Source organism: Pseudomonas sp. Irchel s3b6, assembly GCF_900187415.1.
Taxonomy (GTDB): Bacteria; Pseudomonadota; Gammaproteobacteria; order Pseudomonadales; family Pseudomonadaceae; genus Aquipseudomonas.
Genome location: NZ_FYDM01000002.1, coordinates 469,459 through 493,619 on the forward strand (window position 1 = coordinate 469,459; position 24,161 = coordinate 493,619).

Genomic DNA, 24,161 nt, shown 5'->3' on the forward strand with positions numbered 1-24,161 from the left:
CGCTTGTAAAAAAAGTGAGTCGCCGTCAGGCGAAACCATAAGTCGCCGTGACCGCAGCAACGGATATGTACACCCGCAAGAGCCACCACTCAAACCACATCAACCCCCACATGAATCGCATCATGCCGCCAAAACTCCAGGTCACAATCAATCAACCGCTCATACTGATCATAATTAACGCGAGCAATCCGCAACCCCGGACTCCCCAGCGACACCCGCAACGCCGCCGCCGCATCCACCGGTAACGACGTCGGCACAATCTCGAACCGCACCCGCCCATAATGCAAATCGTAATGCCGCGCATACAGCTCGGTAATCGACTGATTCAAATCGAACTCGAGAATCCCCGGGAAAAACTGCGGATTCAGGTAATGCTCCACATACAGCACCAACCGCCCATCAATGCGCCGGGACCGACAGATCTGAATCACACTCGACAGCGCCGGTAACTGCAACCAGCCACACACCGCCGCCGACGCCGGCTGCAAACGCGCCGAGATCACCTCGGTCGATGGCTCCCGCCCCTGGGCACTGACCATCGCGTGAAAATGGCTGCGTTGCATCAGGTTGTAGGCCAGGCGCGGGGGCGACACAAACCAGCCGCGACGCTCCTCACGATAAATCTGCCCCTGGGCTTCGAGCTGCAACAGCGCCTCACGCACCGTGATGCGCGTGGTGCCGAACAGCTCGCTGAGCTTGCGCTCGGCCGGCAGCTTGCTCGCCGGTGCCAGCAAGCCATGATCGATCTGTTCCTGCAGGACCTGACCGATGGCTGTCACCGCCTTGATTGCCTCTTCACGCATCAACGTTACCTATCTGGACTAGACCAGCACTGATTCGGGGCGGGAACGCGCCAAAAGACGCCTCCTCAAACGTAGCGCAAGCCTAGGCAATCCATATGACTGATCCATGACAAAGCCGCCGGATGGCGACGCTAGGTCTGTGCAAATTAACGGCCAAGTCCTTGAAAACCGGGACCGTAACCATGGTCTACGCTTACCTCGCGAGCATTGCGCCCAAGCGAAAGAAAAGCGGGAGTGCGCAAGGCCGACATCAAAGTGTCATCCAGCGCACCTAAATTGGCTCAGGTATTGCTGACCTAGACCAACCCAACCGCAAACGTTCGATAAAACGCAGCGTTGAATACGCCCAAAGGAGCTTTCGATGAAACAGCTTTTCCTGGCATCACTGTTAGGCTCGACCATTGCCATGTGCACCAGTGCCATGGCCGCTGATACCGATCTGAAAACCCTGGAAGCCGCTGCGCGGGCGGAAGGCGCCGTGAACAGCGTCGGCATGCCCGATGACTGGGCCAACTGGAAAGGCACCTGGGCAGACCTGGCCAAGACCTATGGCCTCAAACATATCGACACCGACATGAGTTCGGCCCAGGAAATCGCCAAGTTCGCCGCCGAAAAAGACAACGCCAGCGCCGACATCGGCGACGTCGGCGCGGCATTTGGTCCGATCGCGGTCAAGCAAGGCGTGGTGCAGCCTTACAAGCCAAGCACCTGGGATCAGGTTCCGGCCTGGGCCAAGGATAAGGACGGCAATTGGGCACTGGCCTACACCGGCACTATCGCTTTCATCGTCAACAAGAAGCTGCTGCACGGCTCCGAAGCCCCCACCCAGTGGGCTGATCTCAAGACGGGTAAATACAAGGTATCCATCGGTGACGTGAGCACCGCCGCACAAGCGGCCAACGGCGTGCTGGCCGCCGCCATTTCCAAAGGCGGTAACGAGAAGAACATTCAACCGGCACTGGAGCTCTTCGCCGATATCGCCAAGCAAGGCCGCCTGTCGATGGCCAACCCGACGATTGCCACCATGGAAAAGGGTGAGATCGAAGTCGGCGTGGTGTGGGACTTCAACGGCCTGAGCTACAAGGCCAAGATGGCCAATCCGGATGATTATGTGGTGCTGATCCCGTCCGATGGCTCGGTGATTTCCGGCTACACCACCATCATCAACAAGTACGCGAAGAACCCGAACGCAGCCAAACTGGCCCGCGAATACATCTTCAGCGACGCCGGCCAGATCAACCTGGCCAAAGGCAATGCCCGTCCGATTCGCGCCGAGCACATCAAGCTGCCGGAAGACGTGAAGGCCAAGCTGCTGCCTAATGAGCAGTACAAAAACGTGACCCCGATCAAAGACGCAGATGCATGGGAAAAGACCTCCAAGGCTCTCCCTCAGATGTGGCAGGAAGAAGTCATTATCAACATGCAGTAATGCTGTATCTGCAGGAGCTGCCGCAGGCTGCGGCAGTTCCTGCGACGATTTGATCCAGTTTCGTTTTCGGAGTCATCGCCCCTATGAAGCACAACGTCATCCTTGTCGTGCTCGACGGCCTCAACTACGAGGTTGCCCGGCACGCCATGGGGCACTTGCAGGCCTACATCGGCGCAGGACGCGCGGCACTCTATAAACTGGAGTGCGAACTGCCTTCCCTGTCCCGACCGCTTTACGAATGCATCCTCACCGGCGTGCCACCGATCGAGAGCGGCATCGTCCACAACAACATCTCGCGCTTGTCCAATCAACGCAGCATCTATCACTACGCCACCGAGGCCGGCCTCACGACCGCCGCGGCGGCCTATCACTGGGTCAGTGAGCTGTACAACCGCTCGCCGTTCGTGACGGCACGGGATCGACACACCGACGACACGGCGCTGCCGATCCAGCACGGCCACTTCTACTGGAACGATCACTACCCCGACTCGCACCTGTTCGCCGATGCCGAACACCTGCGTCTGCGCCATGCACCCAATTTCATGCTGGTGCACCCGATGAACATCGACGATGCCGGGCACAAGCACGGCCTCGATACCCCGCAATACCGTAACAGCGCCCGCTCGGCCGACATCATCCTGGCCGACTACCTGCAAGGCTGGCTCGACGCCGGCTACCAGGTACTGGTGACCGCCGACCACGGCATGAACAACGACCGCTCCCACAACGGCCTGCTCGCCGAGGAGCGGGAAGTGCCGCTGTTCGTCCTTGGCGATGCCTTCAGTCTCGATGCCGGCGCCGCACCCAGACAGACCGACATCTGCGGCACCGTCTGCGAACTGCTGGGTGTGGACCACGACAAACCTGTGTGCAGGGAGCTGCTCAAGTGAACTCCATGACTCGCGGCAAATGGCTGGCCGCCCTGTGCCTGGTGCCCTTTGCCCTGTTCTTTTTCGTGTTCCAGATCGCCCCGCTGGGCTGGGTCATGATCAACAGCCTGCAATCGGAAGAGTTCGGCTGGGGCCTGGCCAACTTCCACAGGATCTTCAACTCGAAGTTCTACCTGCAGGCCATCCAGTACAGCCTCGAGATCAGCTTCTGGTCCAGCGTGTTCGGCATCTTCATTGCAATCCTGGGCAGCTACTCGCTGCGCCGGGTCGACTCGAAACTGCGCAACTTCGTCAATGCCTTTGCCAACATGACCAGCAACTTTGCCGGTGTGCCCCTGGCCTTTGCCTTCATCATCCTACTGGGCTTCAACGGCAGTATTACCATCATGCTCAAGCAGGCCGGGATCATCCAGGACTTCAACCTGTATTCCAAAACCGGGCTGATCATTCTCTACACCTACTTCCAGATTCCTCTGGGCGTCCTGCTGCTGTACCCGGCATTCGACGCCCTGCGCGAAGACTGGCGTGAATCGGCGGCGCTGCTGGGCGCCAGCAGCTGGCAATTCTGGCGGCACATTGGCCTGCCGGTGCTGACCCCGGCCCTGCTCGGGACCTTCGTGATCCTGCTGGCCAATGCCCTGGGTGCCTACGCCACTGTCTATGCCCTGACCACCGGCAACTTCAACGTGCTGACGATCCGCATCGCGGCAATGGTCTCGGGTGACATCTCCCTGGACCCGAACATGGCCAGTGCCCTGGCGGTCGTGCTGGTGAGCCTGATGACCCTGGTGACCGTGGTCCATCAGTTGCTGTTGAAGAGGAGCTACCATGTCTCGCGTTGAATCCGGCTCTGTCGCCGTGTACCACCGCGTGGTGGTTTACCTGCTGTTTGCCATTCTGCTGCTGCCACTGGCCGGCACCCTGATCTACTCGATCGCCAGCAGTTGGTCGGCGACTGTCCTGCCCAGCGGCTTTACCTTCAAGTGGTACATCCAGCTGTGGAGCGACCCGCGCTTTCTCGCGGCCTTCGGTCAATCGCTGCTGGTGTGCGTGGGGGCGCTGATACTCTCCGTGGTGCTGATTCTGCCGCTGCTGTTCGTGGTGCATTACCACTTTCCGAAACTCGACGCGCTGATGAACATCCTGATCCTGCTGCCCTTTGCCGTGCCGCCAGTGGTGTCTTCGGTGGGGCTGTTGCAGCTCTATGGCTCGGGGCCGTTCGCGATGGTCGGTACGCCGTGGATTCTGGTGGGGTGCTACTTCACCGTGGCCTTGCCATTCATGTACCGGGCGATCACCAACAACCTGCAAGCGATCAACCTGCACGACCTGATGGACGCCGCCCAGCTGCTGGGCGCCAGTACCTGGCAGGCGGCGTTCCTGGTGGTGCTGCCGAACCTGCGCAAAGGCCTGATGGTGGCACTGCTGCTGTCGTTCTCGTTTCTGTTCGGCGAGTTCGTGTTCGCCAACATCCTCGTCGGCACTCGCTACGAAACCCTGCAGGTCTACCTCAACAACATGCGTAACAGCAGCGGTCACTTCACCAGCGCGCTGGTGATCTCCTACTTCTTCTTTGTGCTGGTTCTGACCTGGGCTGCCAATATCTTGAACAAGGACAAAAGCCAATGAGCTTCGTCAGCGTCCAACACCTGCAAAAAAGCTACGCCGGCACCGCCGTGTTCAGCGACATCAACTGCGAAATCCAGAAAGGCGAATTCGTCACCCTGCTCGGTCCGTCCGGATGCGGCAAATCCACCCTGCTGCGCTGCATCGCCGGGCTGACCGAGGTAGACGGTGGCCAGATCCTGCTTGAGGGCCAGGACCTGGTGCCCCTCAGCCCTCAGAAGCGCGGGATCGGCATGGTGTTCCAGAGCTATGCGCTGTTCCCCAACATGACCGTGGAGCAGAACGTCGCCTTCGGTTTGCGCATGCAAAAGGTCAACGCCGATGACAGTCGCAAGCGCGTACTGGAAGTGCTGCAACTGGTGGAACTGACCGACTTCGCCGCGCGCTACCCCCATCAACTGTCCGGGGGGCAATGCCAGCGCGTGGCCCTTGCCCGTTCACTGGTCACCCGCCCGCGCCTGTTGCTGCTCGATGAGCCGTTGTCGGCGCTGGATGCGCGAATCCGCAAACACCTGCGCGAGCAGATTCGGCAGATCCAGCGCGAACTGGGGCTGACCACCATCTTCGTCACACACGATCAGGAAGAAGCCCTGACCATGTCTGACCGGATTTTCCTGATGAACCAGGGAAAGATCGTACAGAGCGGCGATGCCGAGACGCTCTACACCGCACCCGTCGATGCGTTCGCGGCCGGCTTCATTGGCAACTACAACCTGCTCGACGCCGCCAGCGCCAGCCAACTGCTGCAACGGCCCATCAACAGCCGCATCGCGATTCGCCCGGAAGCCATCGAGCTGAGCCTCGATGGCCAGCCGGATGCGTTGATCCGCAGCCACAGCCTGCTGGGCAATGTGATTCGCTATCGGATCGAAGCGCGCGGTGTGGAACTGGTGGTGGATGTGCTTAACCGCTCGGCGGCTGACCTGCATGCCGACGGTCAACGCCTGGCACTTTCCATCGATCCCACTGCCCTGTGTGAGGTAGCTTAAGAGCAGTTGCAAGCTTCAAGCTGTAAGCTGCAAGTCTAAACTGCCGACTACCTCTATCCACCTTGCAGCTTGAAGCTTGCCGCTTGAAGCTGTTCTCAAGAGAGAACCCCACTGATGGCCCTGGCAATTTTTGATCTGGACGAAACCCTTATCCATGGCGACTGCGCTACCCTCTGGAGTGAACAGATGGGCCGTCTGGGCTGGGTCGACCCTGAGTCGTTCATGCGCCAGAACAACGCGCTGATGGACGCCTACAGTCACGGCAAGCTGCGAATGGAGGAGTACATGACGTTCAGCCTGGAACCCTTGATCGGCCGGACACCGGAAGAAGTCCGGCACCTGGTCGAGCCCTGGGTGGAGGACTTCATCGAGCCCATCATCTTCAGCGAGGCCACCAGGACCATTGCCGCCCACCGCAAGGCCGGCGACCGGATCCTGGTCATCTCCGCCTCGGGCACCCACCTGGTCGGGCCGATTGCCGAGCGCCTGGGTATCGACGAAATTCTCGGCATCGAGCTGGAGGTCCGGCAAGGGGCCTACAGCGGCCAGACCGTCGGCACCCTGACCTACCGCGAAGGCAAAATCACGCGCCTGCTGGAGTGGCTGGACGCCGAAGAGGAAAACCTTGAAGGCGCGAGCTTTTATTCGGACTCACGCAACGACCTGCCGTTGCTGCTCAAGGTCGACCATCCCCATGCGGTCAACCCGGATCCGGTACTGCGCGAACATGCCGAAAAGGCCGGCTGGCCGATCCATCTCTGGAAGTAGGAGCAAGATTTGCCCGCGATGATCGTTCCCACGCGAGCATGGGAACGATCGCCAGTGTCGTCAGGCCAGACTCTCGTCAATCACCAGCACCAGCTTGCCCGATACCTGGTTGCTCGCCAGCTCGGCAAACGCCGCTTCGGCGTCCTGGATCGGGAAGGCCCTGACCAGTTGCGGGCTCAGGCGCTCTTCGGTGAACAGTGGCCAGACATGCACGCTCAGATCGCTGAGCAGATCAGCCTTGAACTGATCGTCACGATTGCGCAAGGTCGACCCCACCAGTTGGATCCGCTTGGCCAGTACTTGCGCCAGGTCCAGCCGGGTCTCTCGACCGCCCATCAATCCGATCAACACCCAACGCCCATCACGCGCCAATACCTTCAGGTTCAACTCGGCATAGTTGGCCCCCACCGGGTCGAGAATCACATCGAAGGGTCCCAGCTCGCTCAAGCCTTCCAGGCCATCGGTGCGCACGACGCCACCTTGCGCACCCAGCGCCTGGCAGTAGGCCAGGCGGTCGGTGGAACCGACACTGACCCAGCACGGGTTGCCAAACGCCTTGCACAGCTGAATGGCGGCTGAACCAACACCACTTGCCCCGGCATGCAACAACACCTTTTCACCCGGCTTGAGTGCCGCCAGCTGAAACAGATTCAACCAGGCCGTGCTGTACACCTCGGGCAAGGCTGCCGCTTCGGTCAGCGACAAGCCCTCTGGCACTGGCAATACGTGGCGAGCGTCGACCACCACCTCTTCAGCCATCCCGCCACCGGCCAGCAAAGCACACACGCGATCACCGACCTGCCAGGAAGATCCCGGGCCGACCTCGCTGATCACCCCGGAACACTCCAGCCCCAACACCTGGCTGGCCCCGGGAGGCGCAGGGTAGAGCCCGGCCCTCTGCAGCAAGTCCGCCCGATTCAAGCCCGCAGCCGCCACACGAATGCGAACCTGCCCCACATCACAGACCGGTGTCGGCGCTTCAACCCACGCCACATGTCCGTCAACGCCTTGCAATGCCTTCACAGTGCCTCCATAGTGAGTCTGGACTGAGCCCGGTGCTATAGCGCCGGGTTTTTTGCATTATGCGACCGGTTCTTGTGGAACCGGCGACTTCAAAGACGGCCTAATATGCGTTATCAATTGTCCCCGCGTCGAATCGGCATGAAGCATTTGTTCTCCAGCACCGCACTCGCACTCTTCATTGGCTTGGGCAGCTTGTCGCTCGCGCCCGATACGTTCGCAGCCAATAGTTGGGACAAGCTTCAGCCCGGTCGTGACGAGGTGATTGCCAGCCTGAACGTCGTCGAGTTGCTCAAGCGCCATCATTACAGCAAGCCGCCCCTGGATGACGCCCGTTCGCTGATCATCTATGACAGCTACCTGAAGCTGCTGGATCCGTCGCGCAGCTACTTCATGGCCAGCGATATCGCCGAATTCGACAAATGGAAAACCCAGTTTGACGACTTCCTCAAAAGCGGCGACCTGAACGCCGGGTTCACGATCTACAAGCGTTATCTGGACCGCGTCAAAGCGCGTCTGGAGTTCGCCCTGGTCGAGCTGAACAAAGGCGTCGACAAGATCGACTTCACCCCCAAGGAAACCTTGCTGATCGATCGCAAGGACGCTCCGTGGCTCACCTCCACTGCCGAGCTCGACGACCTGTGGCGCAAACGCGTCAAGGACGAAGTGCTGCGCATGAAAATCGCCGGCAAGGACTCGAAACAGATTCAGGAAACCCTGACCAAGCGCTACAAGAACCAGCTGTCGCGTCTGGGGCAGACCCGTGCGGAAGATATCTTCCAGGCGTACATCAATACGTTCGCCATGTCCTACGACCCGCACACCAACTATCTGTCACCGGATAACGCGGAAAACTTCGACATCAACATGAGCCTGTCCCTCGAAGGCATCGGCGCCGTGTTGCAGAGTGACAACGATCAGGTAAAAGTCGTGCGCCTGGTACCGGCAGGTCCGGCCGACAAGACCAAGATGGTCGCTCCGGCCGACAAGATCATCGGCGTTGCCCAGGGCAACAAAGAGATGGTCGACGTGGTCGGCTGGCGCCTGGACGAAGTGGTCAAGCTGATCCGCGGGCCTAAAGGGACCGTGGTGCGCCTGGAAGTGATTCCGGCCAGCAACGCACCGAACGACCAGACCAGCAAGATCGTGCCGATCACCCGCGAAGCGGTGAAGCTCGAAGACCAGGCGGTGAAGAAGTCCGTGCTGAACCTCAAGCAAGACGGCAAGGACTACAAGCTGGGCGTCATCGAGATCCCGGCCTTCTACCTGGACTTCAAGGCGTTCCGTGCCGGTGATCCGGACTACAAGAGCACCACCCGCGACGTCAAGAAACTGCTGACCGAACTGCAAAAGGACAAAGTCGACGGCGTCGTCATCGACCTGCGCAACAACGGTGGCGGTTCCCTGCAGGAAGCCACCGAACTGACCAGCCTGTTCATCGACAAGGGCCCGACCGTGCTGGTCCGCAATGCCGATGGCCGGGTCGACGTGCTGGAAGACGAAAACCCTGGCGCCTTCTACAAAGGCCCGCTGGTGTTGCTGGTCAACCGTCTGTCTGCGTCCGCCTCGGAGATTTTTGCCGGCGCCATGCAGGATTACCACCGTGCGATGATCATCGGTGGCCAGACCTTCGGCAAAGGCACCGTGCAGACCATTCAGCCGCTGAACCATGGCGAACTGAAACTGACCCTGGCCAAGTTCTACCGGGTTTCCGGCCAAAGTACCCAGCATCAGGGCGTACTGCCGGACATCGACTACCCGTCGCTGATCGACACCAAGGAAATCGGCGAAAGCGCCCTGCCCGAAGCGATGCCGTGGGACACCATTCGGCCTGCGATCAAGCCTGCCGTCGACCCGTTCAAGCCCTTCCTCGCCCAGCTCAAGGCCGAGCATGACGCGCGCACGGACAAGGACGCAGAGTTCGTGTTCATCCGTGACAGACTGGCACTGGCCCAGAAGCTGATGACGGAAAAAACCGTCAGCCTCAACGAGGCCGAGCGCCGGGCTCAGCACGCCGACATCGAGGCCAAGCAGCTGGCGATGGAAAACCTGCGTCGCAAGGCCAAGGGTGAAGCGCCGCTCAAAGAGCTGAAGAAAGAAGACGAAGACGCCATCGCCGCCGAGCCAGACAAGACCAAGCCGGAAGACGATGCCTACCTGAGCGAAACCGGGCGGATTCTCCTGGATTACTTGAAGCTGAACACGGCGGTCGCCAGCGCCAAGAAGTGATGGCAATTCAATGTTGACGTTCCCCCTGGAACGTCATCAAACAGTCATCAATCTGTCGTGAAATACAGGACTGGGTCCGCCTTCCAACAAAGGCGGACCCGGTCCTTTTTTTATCGCCAGAGATTGCCATGACCACCACCGAACAGCTGAGTGCCTTGAGTTCAATTCTGGCTCAAGGGGCCTTGCACAGTCTGTTCCAACCCATCGTTTCGCTCTCTGAACGACGCATTCTCGGTTACGAGGCCCTCAGCCGAGGCCCTTCCAACAACCCCCTGCACTCCCCGCTCGCCCTGTTCTCCGTGGCCCGCCAGGCCGGGCGCCTCAGCGAACTGGAGATCGCCTGCCGGCACAGCGCCTGCCGCCGCTTCAGCGAGCAGCGGTTGCCAGGCAAGCTGTTTCTCAACGTCTCCCCCGAATCCCTGCTCGAAACCGGCCATCAACCCGGCAGAACCCTGCAAATGCTCCAGGACCTCGGCATCCCGCCGAGCCAGGTGGTCATCGAACTGACTGAACAAACACCGACCGATGATTTCCAGCTGCTGCAAAACGCGTTGCATCACTATCGGGCGATGGGGTTTTCGATTGCCCTCGATGACCTGGGAGCCGGCTATTCCAGCCTGCGGCTGTGGTCGGAATTACGTCCGGAGTATGTGAAGATCGACCGGCATTTCATCGACGGCATTCACCTGGACGCCCTCAAGCGCGAGTTCGTCGGCTCGATCCTGCAAATCGCCAAAGCCTCGCGGGCCCAGGTGATTGCCGAAGGTATCGAACTGCCGGAAGAACTCGCGGTGCTGAGCGAAATGGGCATCGATCTGGTTCAGGGTTACCTGTTGTGCCGGCCGCAGGAACATCCGCCACAGGAAGCCCGCAACATGCTGCCCAGGCACGACAGCAGCGCTGTGGCGCTCAACGATGAACTGCGCGACCTCAGCGCCTTGCTCAACGAGCAACCTGCCGTGCGCCACGATACGCCGACGGCCAACGTGCTCGAAGCCTTTCGCCGCCAAGCCAACCTGAACTCGCTGGCGGTGCTCGACGAGCGGAGCCAACCCTGCGGCATCGTTCACCGTCATTCACTCTCGGACGCACTGCTCAAGCCGTTTGCCACCGATCTGTTCGCTCGTAAACCCATCAGCCGCCTGATGAACGATGACTTCCTCGCCGTGGAACTCAGCCAGTCGCTGCAACAGGTCAGCCGCCTGATCACCAGCCGCGCTCGCCAGCGCATCGAAGAGGACTTCATCATCACCCTCACTGGTCGCTACCTGGGGCTGGGACGGGTGATCGACGTGCTTAAACTGATTACCGAACTGAAGATCCAGCAGGCCCGATACGCCAACCCGCTGACCCTGCTACCGGGCAATGTGCCCATCCAGCAGTGCCTGACCCGGTTGCTGCAACAGCGCCGCGAGTCGGTGATCTGCTACGTCGACATCGACAGTTTCAAGCCATTCAACGATATCTATGGCTACGGCCGTGGCGACGAAGTCCTGCTCTGCCTGGCGCAATGCCTGAACGAATGTATCGATCCCGGTCGCGACTTCGTCGGCCATATCGGCGGCGATGACTTCCTGCTGGTACTGGGCCCGGAAGACTGGCAAAAACGCCTGAACCAATTGCATGAAGACTTCCACCGTCAGTGCCGGCGCTTCTACCGCGCCGAGCACCTGGAGGCGGGGTGCTTTATCGCCGTCAATCGCCAGGGTGTACGCCAGGAATATGCGTTGCTGTCCCTGTCCATCGGCGTCGTGCATCTGCACCCACAGGCTTGCGGACAACTCGATGCCAGCCGCTTGGCAGAGCTGGCGTCACATGCCAAGCACCACGCCAAGCATGTGCCGGGGTATAGCGTGCATGTGATTGATAGCCTGGCGAGTGCCTGAAAACCCGGGCGCCCGCAAGATCGCCAGTGCCGGCAAGGCTAGTGCGAACCGGGCTCCAGCGCCTTGAGCTTGTGCTCGGCCAGGGGATGCCCTGCCTTGGCTGCCATCCGCCACCAGCGCGCCGCCTCGGCAGCGTCCGGGGCCTTGCCCGGCGTTCCGGCCAGGCTGATCACGCCTACCTGATAGGCTGCTTTGCCATCGCCCGCCAAGGCGGCCAGACGCAGCAAGCGCACGCCCTCCTCACGAGCACCAAGGCCGACGCCGCGAAACGTCAGGATGTGCCCATAGAAGCTCTGGGCGCCGACATCTCCCAGGTTGGCCATGCGTGCGAACTGGCCTTCGAGCCAGTGCCAGCCGCGCGGCTGGCGCACAAACCACGACCAGTGAAACAACCGGCGTGCCAGCCAGTAACCGACATGCGCCTTGAGTCGTAAGAACACTCAGGCCTCCGCGGATTCAGGGTATTCGTATTCAAACACCCGAACCACTTCCGAGGCATGCCAGGATGCCGCCGCGACGCCATCGGACGGCCCGGAAAACCGTCCCAGGCGCTCGACACATTCGAAGAAACCGGTGCGCGGCAGGCGACTGGCGCCCTGGCTGATCACCAGCGAACTGCGCAGGGGCTGCTCGGCCTTGGCATCCAGGGCCGCCAGGTGTTCAAGGGCCGCAGTGAGGGTTTGCATGGCCGGCGTGGGGAGTTGCAAGCGCTCGAGCAACGCACGGTAAGTCAGCAGGTGACGCTGTCGACGGGCCTGGTCCAGCTCGCCCAATAGACCGTCCCAGTGTTGACGACTGATTCGCACACTCACGATTCATCCCTCCATCCCTGCACCTTCAACTCCCAGGCCAGGCTGCGGCGGATCGCAGCGTCAGGTTGACGCTCGCCGCTTTCAATCAGGGCCAGGTAAGAAGGACTGATGCCTACCGTGCGGGCCAGCGCTTCGATCGCGATGCCCTTTGCTTCACGCAAACTGCGTAGTTGATCCAGACCGGGAAGTTCCTGGTCTGCGGAGGACACGTGACGAGCTGTTGCTTCACGTGCAGGTGATTCGCTAACGCCTGCTGCTTTCAATAACGCTTGATACTGAGCCCATGGCAACACCGCATACTCGGGCTCGCCATCACGTGCAATGATCTGAATATCCATGACTACCCCGTAGGACAACAACACTTAGCGAGTCGGCACTTTTCCCTAGAAGTGTAATCCTAACAGCCGCCAAGGTCGCGAGGGGGGATCAATCTGCAGATGAACCTGATTCGGCTCAGGTTTTTTTCGGGCCCTGCAGTTGCAGTTGCTCCGGTGTATCGGGCAACCGCTCCACCACGGCCAGCTTTTCCGGCCGCTGACGGCTGCGCCAGGCACGGAAAGCATCCAGCTCATCGGCCAGGGTTTTCATCAACCAGGCGAGCACGGCGATGTCATCGAACATGCCGAACAGGGGAAGGAAATCAGGAATGGCATCAATCGGGCTGAGGAAATACATCAGCCCCGCTACCACCGCCACCAACGCCTTGGGGCTGATGGCACGGTACTCGCCACGCCAGTACGCCAGGCACAGTGCCTGCAGCAAGCGCAGGTCATCCTTGAGCTTACCTAGCCGCCAGCCTTGATTGGCGCCCTTGCGGGCCACTGCGAACAGCAGTGTCGGCAAACGTCCACGACTGATCAATCGACCGGCCAACGGCAGAAACCGAGCGAAACTCCAGGGTGTTTTCATCATCCCCCCACTGAAATGTTATCCACACAAATTGTGGATAACCTTGTGAACAGAGCCCTATTTCACGCCTCAAAGCCCCGTTTTACAAGGGCCCCGGTCAGATCGGGCGTTTTTTACTCACATAAAAAAACCCAATATTTCATTGACTTGGCAACCTTACGGGCTATCGGCACTCCTTTCAGTGCTATGACGCCAGCCCAGGGCATCCGTTCAATCGAATGCCCGGCCACCGGACACCAGATGCAACAACGCCCCGGATGAGCGGGGCGTTGTTGTCATACCAGACGCTGATTACTTCTCGGCGTCTTGCTTGGCAGGATCTTTGATCGCCAGCAGTTCCAGGTCGAATACCAGCACCGAGTTGGCCGGGATTGCCGGGCTAGGGCTTTGTGCGCCGTAGGCCAGTTCGCTAGGAATGTACAGTTTGTACTTCTCGCCGACGTGCATCAGTTGCAGGCCTTCGACCCAACCCGGGATCACGCCGCTGACCGGCAGGTCAATCGGGCTGCCACGCTCGACGGAGCTGTCGAAAACGGTGCCGTTGGTCAGGGTGCCGGTGTAGTGAACAGTCACCACGTCGGTCGGCTTGGGCTGAGCGCCATCGGCCTTCTTGACGACTTCGTACTGCAAGCCGGAAGCCGTGGTGGTCACACCGGCTTTCTTGGCATTGTCTTCGAGGAATTTCTTGCCGGCGGCAGCCGACTCTTCGCTCATCTTGGCCATACGCTCTTCAGCGCGCTTTTGCAGCGCAGCGAAAGCTTCGACCAGTTCATCGTCCTTGAGCTTCTGTTCTTTCTTGCCGATGGCATCTTCGATGCCTTGGGCTACAGCTTTGGAATCCAGATCATCCATACCTTCCTGTGCCAGGCTCTTGCCCATGTTCAGGCCGATACCGTAGGAAGCTTTTTGCGCCGGGGTTTTCAGCTCAACGCTGGTCTGCGAGTCACAACCCGCAAGTACCAGGCTAACCAGGGCCACCGCCGCCGCCAACCGATGCTGTTTCATGCTATTTCCTTGTTCATGCGCCTAAAGGGCAATCGAGTAAAGCCGCGAGCTTATCAGGCCGCCACGACCAATGGCTACCGGCATGAGAGCAGGAAACGTCCGATAAGTTCAGGTCTTTTAACGCGTTTTACTCAGGTGTGAGCATGAAATTTCTGTCAGCCTACCCCCATGGTTGCGGATGCCGATTCGCACGACATCTGGCGTAATGGCTACTTGCTGCTGAACTACGCCTCAGGCATAACAAAATACTTAATCGACAAGGATGTTTATCTTGCGCCTCTTATTCCGTGTGCTGTTACTGATCGCGGCCCTGCTGCTGGTCGCGCTGGCCGTGGTGCTGTACTACGTTGCCAACCCGAAACTACCGGCCTATACGCCCGCCCAGCAGGTTCATTACCTGCCGCAATGGAGCGCCGACGACCGTCAGACGTTCTATTTCACGCCCCAGGGTACCCAGGTCAAGGGCTTGCGCTACACCTGGTTCAACGCCCTTGAACTGCCGTTTTCGCAGCAACGCTTCGCCGCGCCCGAGTACCTGGCGCGCTTCGGTTTCCTGGTGGATCCGGCGCAAAAAGCCACGCCAGGCAACCCTGGAAACCTGCCGGTAGGCTTCACCCGCCATCAGAATTCCGGCAGCAAAGAAGAGTTTCTGGATATTACCTGCGCCGCCTGCCACACCGGAGAACTGCGGTTCAAAGGCCAGGCCGTACGTATCGATGGCGGTACCGCACAACATGTACTGCCCTCCAGCGTACCGACACTGCAAGGCGGCAGCTTCGGCCAAGCGCTGGTCGCCAGCCTGGCCTCTACCTACTACAACCCGTGGAAATTCGAGCGTTTCGCCCGCAATGTGCTGGGCCAGGACTACGACGCCGGGCACTCGCAACTGCGCCAGGACGTCAAGGCCTCACTGGACATCTTTCTGGGCGTCGCCTGGAACGATACCCATCGCGGTCTCTACCCGACCGAAGAAGGCCCCGGGCGCACCGACGCGTTCGGACGCATCGCCAACGCCGCCTTCGGCGACGCCATTTCCCCCGACAACTACCGCGTCGCCAACGCCCCGGTGGACTATCCACAGCTCTGGGATATCTGGACCTTCGACTGGGTGCAATGGAACGGCTCGGCCCAGCAACCGATGGCCCGCAATGTCGGTGAAGCCCTGGGGGTCGGCGCGACGCTGAACTTCTTCGATGCCAATGGCCAACCGCTCAAGGGCGACGAGCGCTACCCCTCCAGCGTCCGTGTGCGCGACTTGCACCTGATCGAAGAAACCCTGAAACGCCTCCAACCGCCCGCCTGGCCCGAAGCACTGTTTGGCAACATCGACAAGCCGCTGGCGGCCCAGGGGCGCGCACTGTTCGCCGAAAACTGCGCCGGCTGCCATGTTCCGAGCGTGGCCCAGGCCAATGGGCGACCGGAGAAGAAGCTGAAAATGCTCCCGGTCGAGGTGATTGGCACCGACCCGGGTGCGGCCAACAACATTGCCAACCACCGGTTCGACCTGCGCTCACTGCAATGGGACCCGGCGGAACTGGCCAACCTCGATGTCAAGCTGCAGCCCGCGCCCGAGGAACCGCTGGACCTGAGCCAGCTCTCGGTCGCCAAAGGCCTGGCCTACGTCACCGCTTTCGTTGAGCGCCGCGCTTATCGCGAGGCCGCTGTCACGCCCGAGGAACGTCCGACCATGGACGGTTTTGGCCTGCCCATCGGGGTGCGCGAAAAGACTGCCTACAAAGCCCGGCCCCTGGCGGGCGTATGGGCAACGGCGCCCTTCCTGCATAACGGATCGGTGCCAAGCATTTACCAGCTGCTCTCACCCCAGGATGAACGGGCGACCACCTTCTATAAAGGCACCTTCGAGTACGACCCGAAGCATCTGGGGTATCGCACGCAAGCCTTTACCAACGGTTTTGAGTTCGACACGCGAATTACCGGCAACCACAACAGCGGTCACGAATTCCGTGCCGGCGAACGCGGCAACGGGGTCATCGGACGCTTGCTGCAACCACAGGAGCGCTGGGCACTGCTGGAGTACCTGAAAGTGCTTGGTGGCCCGTTGGAGGCGCAACTGCCATGACCCTCGACTCGAACCCAAGGAGTTTTGCATGTTGATGACACTGTGGTTGCGCATGTGCGTTCTGCTGGGCAAGGCCGTGCTGTTTGTGGTGGGCCTCGGCCTGCTGGGCTGGGCCGTGGCAACCGGCTGGTCTGCCTGGCAGCACCGCGGGCCCGTGTCTGCCCAGGAACAGATACCCGCCGACGAAGCGGCAATGACCCGGGATGTCATTCAGACGGCCGTGCGCATCGTCGACTCGCACCGGGAGAACACCCGCTACTTGCGTGACGCCCATGCCAAGGCTCACGGCTGCCTGAACGCTGAAGTCCAGGTCCTGGGGGACCTGACGCCCGAACTGCGCCAAGGCGTTTTCAGCGAGGCCGGCAAGACCTGGCAAGCCACCCTGCGCCTGTCCAACGGCAGCCCATACCCGCAATTCGACAGCCTGCGCGATGCCCGTGGCATGGCGCTCAAATTGCTCGATGTGCCAGGTACGCAGTTGCTCAAGGACCGGCAAAGCCGTGGCGAACAGGATTTCGTGATGTTCAACCACCCGAACTTCTTCGTCAGCGATGTCGCCGAATACCGTCAGAACGTCGCCGCGCAGGCTGACGGCAAAAAAGTGATGGCGTTTTTCCCCGGTTGGGATCCCCGGACCTGGCAGGTTCGCCACCTGTTCATCGCCCTGGCGACACTGGCGCCCGCACCGGCCAGCCCGACCCAGACCACCTACTTTTCGGTGTCGCCCTACAAGTTCGGCAGCGCCAATGCGAAATTTCGTGTCGCGCCGGACCCGGACAGCTGCCCGGCCTACACCCTGCCTGCGCAGAATCAGGCACTGCCCAACTTCCTGCGCAGTGCACTGACCCAACAACTGTCGACGGATCGGGTCCCGGCCTGCTTTGTCCTGCAGATCCAGCGCCAGGATCCGAGCCAGTACATGCCGATCGAAGACACCAGCATTGAATGGCGCGAAAGCGATGCACCGTTCGAAACCGTGGCACGGATCAGGATTCCCGCCCAGGACTTCGACACGCCGGCGCAGAACCTGCAATGCGACAACCTGTCATTCAACCCCTGGTTCGGCCTTGAAGCCCATCGCCCGATTGGCGGCATCAACCGATTGCGCAAAGCGGTGTATGAAGCCGTCAGCGACTACCGGAACGCGCGCAACGCCGAACAATAGCGCAACCTGAAGCCGGCCTGTCCACAGTGCCGGCTTCAGCCCCATCAAGGCTCAGTAGCGCGCGTCAACCGGCTTGCCACCCTCAGGCCAGTCCTTGACCTTGTCCGGGAAGTCCGGACGTGGCTGATGCGAGAAGTACTCCGCGACGTCCACCGCCTCCTGATCGGAAAGCCCACCCTGCCCCAGCGGGAACTGCTCGTGAAAGCCCACTGGCATGTTGCGTTTGACGAACGCCGCGGCGGTATAGGTCCGCGCCATGCCCGCGCCGATATTGAATGACTCGTCGCCCCAGAGTGGCGGAAACACCCACTCTCCACTGGCACGCTTCAGGCCTTCGCCCGCTGCGCCATGGCACACCGCACATTGCTTGGCATACACCCGCTGACCGTTGTCCCGGTCGGGCTTGATCGCCGTGTCGACTTTGCCGACGCCACGCCCGGCGACCTTGTCCCCGGGCAGGGTGTTGCGCTTCATCCAGTCGAAGTAGGCAATCATCGCCTGCATGTCCGCCGACTGCACGGGAAGCGGTTGCCCGTTCATCGAACGCCGGAAGCAACCATTGATCCGGTCGGCCAGGGTGATCTGCCGGCCCGCGCGGGGCGCGTAACCCGGGAAGAATGCCGACACACCGACAAAGGGCGAGCCGTCCGCGACGGTGCCCGCGTTGAGATGGCAACTGGTGCAGTTCAGGGCATTGCCCACGTTGTCCGGCAACAGTGCCTTGGTTTGCAGGTGCAGGCGCATGCCACGCACCACCTGCTGCGCGTTGGGCGCGACCAGCATGTCGGCCAGACGAGGCGTTTCAAAGGTTGAAGAGTCGGTGACCGGCTTGAGTTGCCCGCGCATCTGTTTGACCTGCGCGGCGCTGATCGCCGAGCCGCTGTTACCCCAGCTTGCGCGCACGAAACTGAGGATTTCGGCGATTTCCTGATCAGAGAGCCGGGCAAATCCGGGCATAGTGTAGACCCGGGGATGGGTCTGGGTTTGCGCGGTTTTCCAGCCCGTCAGGGTGATGTGCAGTAACGACGCCGGGTCGGCCGAGGCTACGCTCGGATTACCCGCCAGCGGCGGGAACATCGCATTCACACCGCCACCGTCCGGACGATGACAGTCGGCACAAAACTGCGTGTAGCCCAGGCCGCCGCGGCTGCTGAACAGCGTCGCCGGAGGTTCAGCCGGGGCAAGCGGCAGGGCTTGCGGCGGCAGGTCATCTTTGCCAGCCGGCAGGGACTTGAGGTAGGTCGCGATCGCGATCAGATCGTCGTCGGTAAAATGCTGGGTGCTGTGATGGATCACCTCAGCCATGTTGCCCGACACCGTGGCAAAGCGATTCTGCCCGGTCTTGAGCAATTGCACCGTGTCGTCGACGGTCCACAGGTTACGCAAGCTGAGCGCGCGCCACTGTTCCACGGTTTCCCCGGCCAGATAGTGCTCGCCGCTGGAACCGGCATCGCTCATGGCCTTCTCCTGGAAGGCAATGCCTCGTGGCGTATGGCAAGCACCACAGTGCCCCAGCCCCTGCACCAGATAGGCGCCACGGTTCACTCGCTGATCCTTGGCCGGGTCGGGTTCGAAGGGCATGTGATCGACAAACAGCCGATTCCAGAACCACAGCCCCCAGCGTTGGTTGAACGGCCAGCTCATGTCCGCCTGTAGATTGGCTTGTTTGACGGGGGTGACCCCTTGCAACAGATAGGCATACAGGGCCCGCATGTCCGTTTCGCTCATTTTCGCGTAGGACGGATAAGGCATCGCCGGGTAAAGGTTATCGCCCGCCGGCGTGACACCTTCACGCATGGCTCGGTCAAACTGCTCGAACGTGTAGCGGCCGATTCCGGTCTCCGGGTCCGGGGTAATGTTGCTGGAATACAGCGTGCCCATCGGTGTTTTCAACTCCAGGCCACCGGCCATGACCGCGCCGCCCTTGGCGGTGTGGCAGGCAATGCAGTCGCCGAGCTGGGCGACATACTTACCCTGCTCGATCAGCGTACCTGGCTGGGTTGCCGCTGCCGAAGCCGGCTCACTGGCGTTGAGTTGATGCACAAACAACAACGACGAGACCAGCATGGCCAGTCGCGGCAAATTCAAATCCATTGAAACACCCCTTTTGGGTCTGGCGACGGGTCGTCCCGTTGGCCAGTTTCCTATTGGTTTTTATCGCCTCATCAGGCAAGAACCGGGACCTGCAGGTCCCACTTTGTTTCTATAGGAATTGGCCGGGGTGGCCGTTGACATGAATCATTGGAGAGCGTGCATGCCGGATAATCGAATGACCAGGCATGTGCAGGGATTGGGGGGAAGGCAGGAAACAGGCCGTTGCGGGGGACTCGACAGGCGGCAAGCGCTTGCATTAAGCAAACCCCAGACAGCAAAAAGCCCGCATTGAGCGGGCTTTCTGTGGTGACCTGGCGTTCAGTGTTCCAGGTTACCGAATATGGCGCAGCGGACGGGACTCGAACCCGCGACCCCCGGCGTGACAGGCCGGTATTCTAACCGACTGAACTACCGCTGCGCGTAGCGTTGAAAGTAAATGGTGGGTGATGACGGGATCGAACCGCCGACATTCTGCTTGTAAGGCAGACGCTCTCCCAGCTGAGCTAATCACCCTTTACCTTCGTTGCGGGGCACATTATGCCACAGGTTTTCATAAAGTGTTGATTTAATTGAAATATTTTTCAAAAAATCTGAAAACCGGTGAAACGATGCATCCTGCAGGAACAACAGACAGAAAAAAACCCGCGTGAGCGGGCTTTTCCGTGGTGACCTGGCGTTCAGCGTTCCAGGTTACCGAATATGGCGCAGCGGACGGGACTCGAACCCGCGACCCCCGGCGTGACAGGCCGGTATTCTAACCGACTGAACTACCGCTGCGCGTAACACTTAAAACGAATGGTGGGTGATGACGGGATCGAACCGCCGACATTCTGCTTGTAAGGCAGACGCTCTCCCAGCTGAGCTAATCACCCTTCGCTTCGGTGTGGCGCGCATTCTACGGAGCAGTCCCACCTCTGGCAAGTACTTTTTTAAATAATTTTCTCAGGCCTTCCAAAGGCTTAGCGAAGGGTTGGCCTATGACGCCGCGCGGAGAATAATGCCCCCCTTTGTATAAAGGAGAGACTCACCCCATGTGGTTCAAAAACCTGCTTATCTATCGCCTGACCCAAGATCTGCCTTTTGATGCTGAGGCGTTGGAAACTGCACTGGCCACCAAACTGGCGCGTCCATGTGCAAGCCAGGAGTTGACCACCTACGGTTTCGTCGCGCCATTCGGCAAAGGCGAAGATGCCCCACTGGTGCATGTCAGCGGCGATTTCCTGCTGATTGCCGCACGTAAGGAAGAACGCATTCTGCCAGGCAGCGTCGTACGTGACGCTGTGAAGGAAAAGGTCGAAGAGATCGAAGCCGAGCAAATGCGCAAGGTCTATAAAAAGGAGCGTGATCAGATCAAGGATGAAATCATCCAGGCCTTCCTGCCACGCGCCTTTATCCGTCGCTCCTCGACCTTCGCCGCCATTGCGCCGAAACAAGGCCTGATCCTGGTCAACTCGGCCAGCCCGAAACGTGCCGAAGACCTGCTCTCCACCCTGCGCGAAGTGATCGGCTCGCTGCCCGTGCGCCCACTGACCGTGAAGATGTCCCCGACCGCGACCATGACGGAGTGGGTCACCACCCAGAAAGCCGCGGATGACTTCTTCGTGCTGGACGAGTGCGAACTGCGCGACACCCACGAAGACGGCGGCATCGTGCGCTGCAAGCGCCAGGACCTGACCAGCGAAGAAATCCAGTTGCACCTGAGCACTGGCAAAGTGGTGACTCAGTTGTCCCTGGCCTGGCAGGACAAGCTGTCTTTCGTGCTCGACGACAAGATGGTGGTCAAGCGCCTGAAATTCGAAGACCTGCTGCAAGACCAGGCTGAACAGGACGGCGGCGATGAGGCCCTTGGCCAACTGGATGCCAGCTTCACCCTGATGATGCTGACTTTCGGCGATTTCCTCCCGGCGCTGGTTGAAGCACTGGGCGGTGAAGAGACGCCGCAAGGCATCTGAGTCGTCGATACAGACGAAGCCTGACAGGCCCCGTGCAAACGCCACCGCTTCGGTGGCGTTTGCACATAACCGGCAACAGATTACGCACGTAACTTGATCGTCAGGTTAATAATGGGCACTATACTGCGCATCGCGAGGACGACCTCGCGGCTCGATCGAATCATTAATCTGGGGACGGCCCCATCAATCGATGGAGGTTTCCATGTCCTGGATCATTCTGTTTTTCGCTGGCCTGTTTGAAGTCGGCTGGGCCGTTGGCCTGAAGTACACCGACGGCTTCACGCGCCCTCTTCCCACCGCCCTGACCGTTATCGCCATGGCCATCAGCCTTGGCCTGCTGGGCCTGGCGATGAAGGAATTGCCGCTGGGCACGGCCTATGCGATCTGGACCGGTGTCGGCGCCATAGGCACGGTGATCGCCGGGATCATCCTGTTCGGTGAGTCCATGGCGTTGTTCCGCCTGGCCAGCGTCGCACTGATCATTGCCGGGTTGGTCGGCTTGAAAGTCAGCGCCGCCTGACACACAAAAACGCCCGCGGATTGCGGGCGTTTTTTTATCCGGCATCCTTCAGCGAACCGCTCCCCGCAGCTCCCCCACCGCCGCTTGCAACTGTGCCGGTTGCGCCACTTGCGCCGCCATCGGCGGACCGGCGACCAGGGTTACCCGCGACCACAAACGGTGGAAAAAGCCCTTGTCCGGATCGCGACTGAAGAAACTGCCCCACAGCCCCTGCAGGGCCAATGGAATCACCGGCACCGGTGTCTCTTCCAGAATCCGCGTCAACCCGCCCTTGAACTCATTGATCTCGCCATCGGCGGTCAGCTTGCCTTCCGGGAAGATGCACACCAACTCGCCATCTTTCAGGTACTGGGCAATGCGCTTGAAGGCGCTTTCGTAAATCTGGATATCTTCCTGACGCCCGGCAATCGGAATCGTCCCGGCGGTACGGAAGATGAAGTTCAGCACCGGCAGGTTGTAGATCTTGTAATACATCACAAAGCGAATCGGCCGACGCACTGCCCCCCCAATCAACAAGGCGTCGACGAACGACACGTGATTGCACACCAGCAACGCCGCCCCCTCATCGGGAATCAGCTCGAGATTGCGGTGCTGCACGCGGTACATGGAATGGCTGAGCAGCCAGATCATGAAGCGCATGCTGAATTCAGGGACGATTTTGAAGATGTAGGCATTCACGCCGATGTTGAGCAGTGACACCACCAGGAACAGCTGAGGAATGGACAGCTCAGCGAGGCTGAGCAACACCATCGAGACGATCGCCGAAACCACCATGAACAGCGCGTTGAGGATGTTGTTGGCTGCGATCACCCGCGCCCGCTCATGCTCCGCGGTGCGCGACTGGATCAACGCATACAGCGGCACGATGTAGAAGCCGCCGAATACGCCCAGGCCGAGAATATCCAGCAGCACCCACCAGGCATGACCGAAGCCGAGCACTTCGACCCAGCCATGGCCTTGCTCGCTGGGCGCAATACCGCCGGAGTGCCACCACAGCAACAAGCCGAATACGGTCAGGCCAAAGGAGCCAAACGGCACCAGGCCAATCTCCACTTTGCGCCCGGAGAGCTTCTCGCAGAGCATCGAACCCAGCGCGATACCGACCGAGAACACCGTGAGAATCAGCGTTACCACCGTCTCGTCGCCGTGCATCCACTCTTTGGCGTAGGCCGGGATTTGCGTCAGGTAAATCGCCCCGACAAACCAGAACCACGAGTTGCCGACAATCGAGCGTGACACCGCCGGCGTCTGCCCCAGGCCCAGGCGCAAGGTCGCCCAGGACTGCCGGAAGATATTCCAGTCCAGCCGCAGTTCCGGGCTGGACGCCGCCGCACGAGGGATGCCGCGGCTAGCCAGGTAACCCAGCACCGCAACACCGATGATCGCCGTGGAGACGATGGGCGCGTAGTCACTGGTCGACATCATGATCCCGGCGCCAATGGTCCCGGCCAGAATGGCCAGGAAGGTGCCCATTTCCACCAGGCCGTTACCGCCGACCAGTTCTTCTTCACGCAATGCCTGGGGCAGGATCGAGTACTTCACCGGACCGAACAGCGCCGAGTGAGTGCCCATCGCGAACAATGCCAACAGCATCATCCATAGATGATCGAACAGGAAACCCACGGCACCGACCGCCATGATGGCGATTTCACCGAGCTTGATCAGGCGGATCAACGCGTCCTTGGCGAACTTTTCACCGAACTGGCCAGCCAGCGCCGAGAACAGAAAGAACGGCAGGATGAACAGTAACGCACAGAGGTTGACCCAGATCGAACGATCACCCTCAAGGGTCAGCTTGTACAGAATGGCGAGAATCAACGACTGCTTGAAGAGGTTGTCGTTGAACGCACCCAGCGATTGGGTGACAAAAAACGGCAGGAACCGCCGCTTGCGAAGCAAGGTGAACTGCGAGGGGTGACTCATCTTCCATGTTCCCGAGTGGCCTGGATGCTCTTATAGGAATGTCACACAGCGATCCAGGCCA

At 60.3% G+C, this 24,161-nt stretch carries 21 protein-coding genes and 4 tRNA genes; 12 read left to right on the plus strand and 13 right to left on the minus strand.

What is annotated here, in order from left to right; genetic code table 11:
- Positions 1-89 precede the first annotated feature (89 nt).
- Positions 90-803: a UTRA domain-containing protein gene (locus CKW07_RS05770; RefSeq protein ID WP_095078366.1), complete on the minus strand. Its 714-nt coding sequence runs from the start codon at positions 801-803 to the stop codon at positions 90-92.
- Positions 804-1,164: 361 nt separating this feature from the next.
- On the opposite strand from CKW07_RS05770, the gene CKW07_RS05775 reads away from it, so the two are divergent.
- The 6 genes from CKW07_RS05775 to CKW07_RS05800 all read left to right on the plus strand — a co-directional run bounded on the left by CKW07_RS05775 (position 1,165) and on the right by CKW07_RS05800 (position 6,505).
- On the plus strand, positions 1,165-2,232 hold the full coding sequence (locus CKW07_RS05775; protein ID WP_095143992.1) for an ABC transporter substrate-binding protein: 1,068 nt from the start codon (positions 1,165-1,167) through the stop codon (positions 2,230-2,232).
- 83 nt (positions 2,233-2,315) lie between these two features.
- A complete protein-coding gene (locus CKW07_RS05780; protein ID WP_095143993.1) occupies positions 2,316-3,122 on the plus strand; it encodes an alkaline phosphatase family protein in 807 nt (268 codons plus the stop codon).
- Between the two features lie 5 nt (positions 3,123-3,127).
- Positions 3,128-3,964: an ABC transporter permease subunit gene (locus CKW07_RS05785; protein ID WP_176465276.1), complete on the plus strand. Its 837-nt coding sequence runs from the start codon at positions 3,128-3,130 to the stop codon at positions 3,962-3,964.
- Positions 3,951-4,751, plus strand: coding sequence for an ABC transporter permease (locus tag CKW07_RS05790; RefSeq protein ID WP_095143995.1), 801 nt, complete (start codon positions 3,951-3,953; stop codon positions 4,749-4,751). The genes CKW07_RS05785 and CKW07_RS05790 overlap by 14 nt, the downstream gene beginning before the upstream one ends.
- Complete coding sequence (locus tag CKW07_RS05795) at positions 4,748-5,737, plus strand: ABC transporter ATP-binding protein (RefSeq protein ID WP_095143996.1); 990 nt, start codon at positions 4,748-4,750, stop codon at positions 5,735-5,737. The genes CKW07_RS05790 and CKW07_RS05795 overlap by 4 nt, the downstream gene beginning before the upstream one ends.
- 114 nt (positions 5,738-5,851) lie before the next feature.
- Positions 5,852-6,505, plus strand: a complete 654-nt coding sequence (locus tag CKW07_RS05800) for an HAD family phosphatase (RefSeq protein WP_095143997.1) — start codon at positions 5,852-5,854, stop codon at positions 6,503-6,505.
- A gap of 60 nt (positions 6,506-6,565) precedes the next feature.
- Here CKW07_RS05800 and CKW07_RS05805 read toward each other — a convergent pair whose 3' ends face one another.
- On the minus strand, positions 6,566-7,528 hold the full coding sequence (locus tag CKW07_RS05805) for an NAD(P)H-quinone oxidoreductase (RefSeq protein WP_095143998.1): 963 nt from the start codon (positions 7,526-7,528) through the stop codon (positions 6,566-6,568).
- A gap of 138 nt (positions 7,529-7,666) precedes the next feature.
- Here CKW07_RS05805 and CKW07_RS05810 point away from each other — a divergent pair, with 138 nt between their 5' ends.
- Both CKW07_RS05810 and CKW07_RS05815 read left to right on the plus strand, forming a co-directional pair.
- Positions 7,667-9,754, plus strand: coding sequence for a carboxy terminal-processing peptidase (locus CKW07_RS05810; RefSeq protein WP_176465281.1), 2,088 nt, complete (start codon positions 7,667-7,669; stop codon positions 9,752-9,754).
- 128 nt (positions 9,755-9,882) lie between these two features.
- Complete coding sequence (locus CKW07_RS05815; protein ID WP_095144000.1) at positions 9,883-11,640, plus strand: bifunctional diguanylate cyclase/phosphodiesterase; 1,758 nt, start codon at positions 9,883-9,885, stop codon at positions 11,638-11,640.
- Between the two features lie 38 nt (positions 11,641-11,678).
- Here CKW07_RS05815 and CKW07_RS05820 read toward each other — a convergent pair whose 3' ends face one another.
- The 5 genes from CKW07_RS05820 to CKW07_RS05840 form a co-directional block, all read right to left on the minus strand.
- The gene (locus tag CKW07_RS05820; protein WP_095144001.1) at positions 11,679-12,080 is read right to left on the minus strand and encodes a sel1 repeat family protein; all 402 of its coding nucleotides are present in this window, start codon (positions 12,078-12,080) and stop codon (positions 11,679-11,681) included.
- A complete protein-coding gene (locus tag CKW07_RS05825) occupies positions 12,081-12,452 on the minus strand; it encodes a hypothetical protein (protein WP_003223109.1) in 372 nt (123 codons plus the stop codon). It abuts the gene before it with no gap.
- The gene (locus tag CKW07_RS05830) at positions 12,449-12,790 is read right to left on the minus strand and encodes a helix-turn-helix transcriptional regulator (protein ID WP_095144002.1); all 342 of its coding nucleotides are present in this window, start codon (positions 12,788-12,790) and stop codon (positions 12,449-12,451) included. Before CKW07_RS05830 ends, CKW07_RS05825 begins: the two co-directional genes overlap by 4 nt.
- Positions 12,791-12,905: 115 nt before the next feature.
- Entirely contained in the window at positions 12,906-13,361 is a 456-nt protein-coding gene (locus CKW07_RS05835) for a YkvA family protein (protein ID WP_095144003.1), read from the minus strand.
- 291 nt (positions 13,362-13,652) lie between these two features.
- Positions 13,653-14,366, minus strand: a complete 714-nt coding sequence (locus CKW07_RS05840) for an FKBP-type peptidyl-prolyl cis-trans isomerase (protein ID WP_095078378.1) — start codon at positions 14,364-14,366, stop codon at positions 13,653-13,655.
- A 271-nt stretch (positions 14,367-14,637) separates the two neighbouring features.
- Here CKW07_RS05840 and CKW07_RS05845 point away from each other — a divergent pair, with 271 nt between their 5' ends.
- Entirely contained in the window at positions 14,638-16,446 is a 1,809-nt protein-coding gene (locus CKW07_RS05845) for a di-heme-cytochrome C peroxidase (RefSeq protein WP_095144004.1), read from the plus strand.
- 28 nt (positions 16,447-16,474) lie between these two features.
- Positions 16,475-17,611 carry a catalase family protein gene (locus CKW07_RS05850; protein WP_095144005.1) on the plus strand — a complete coding sequence of 379 codons (1,137 nt, stop codon included), beginning with the start codon at positions 16,475-16,477 and terminating at the stop codon, positions 17,609-17,611.
- Positions 17,612-17,662: 51 nt separating this feature from the next.
- Here CKW07_RS05850 and CKW07_RS05855 read toward each other — a convergent pair whose 3' ends face one another.
- From CKW07_RS05855 to CKW07_RS05875, 5 genes are all read right to left on the minus strand, one after another.
- On the minus strand, positions 17,663-19,705 hold the full coding sequence (locus tag CKW07_RS05855; RefSeq protein WP_095144006.1) for a c-type cytochrome: 2,043 nt from the start codon (positions 19,703-19,705) through the stop codon (positions 17,663-17,665).
- Positions 19,706-20,046: 341 nt separating this feature from the next.
- A tRNA-Asp gene (locus CKW07_RS05860) sits at positions 20,047-20,123 on the minus strand.
- Between the two features lie 19 nt (positions 20,124-20,142).
- Positions 20,143-20,218: transfer RNA gene (locus tag CKW07_RS05865), tRNA-Val, on the minus strand.
- Positions 20,219-20,405: 187 nt separating this feature from the next.
- Positions 20,406-20,482, minus strand: a tRNA-Asp gene (locus CKW07_RS05870).
- A 19-nt stretch (positions 20,483-20,501) separates the two neighbouring features.
- A tRNA-Val gene (locus tag CKW07_RS05875) sits at positions 20,502-20,577 on the minus strand.
- A 159-nt stretch (positions 20,578-20,736) separates the two neighbouring features.
- Between CKW07_RS05875 and rdgC the strand changes: the two genes are divergently transcribed.
- Both rdgC and sugE read left to right on the plus strand, forming a co-directional pair.
- Positions 20,737-21,657: a recombination-associated protein RdgC gene (rdgC, locus tag CKW07_RS05880; RefSeq protein ID WP_007936132.1), complete on the plus strand. Its 921-nt coding sequence runs from the start codon at positions 20,737-20,739 to the stop codon at positions 21,655-21,657.
- A gap of 202 nt (positions 21,658-21,859) precedes the next feature.
- Positions 21,860-22,177, plus strand: coding sequence for a quaternary ammonium compound efflux SMR transporter SugE (gene sugE / locus CKW07_RS05885; protein WP_095078382.1), 318 nt, complete (start codon positions 21,860-21,862; stop codon positions 22,175-22,177).
- Between the two features lie 48 nt (positions 22,178-22,225).
- On the opposite strand, the gene CKW07_RS05890 is transcribed toward sugE, so the two are convergent.
- The gene (locus CKW07_RS05890) at positions 22,226-24,100 is read right to left on the minus strand and encodes an MFS transporter (RefSeq protein WP_095144007.1); all 1,875 of its coding nucleotides are present in this window, start codon (positions 24,098-24,100) and stop codon (positions 22,226-22,228) included.
- Positions 24,101-24,161 lie beyond the last annotated feature (61 nt).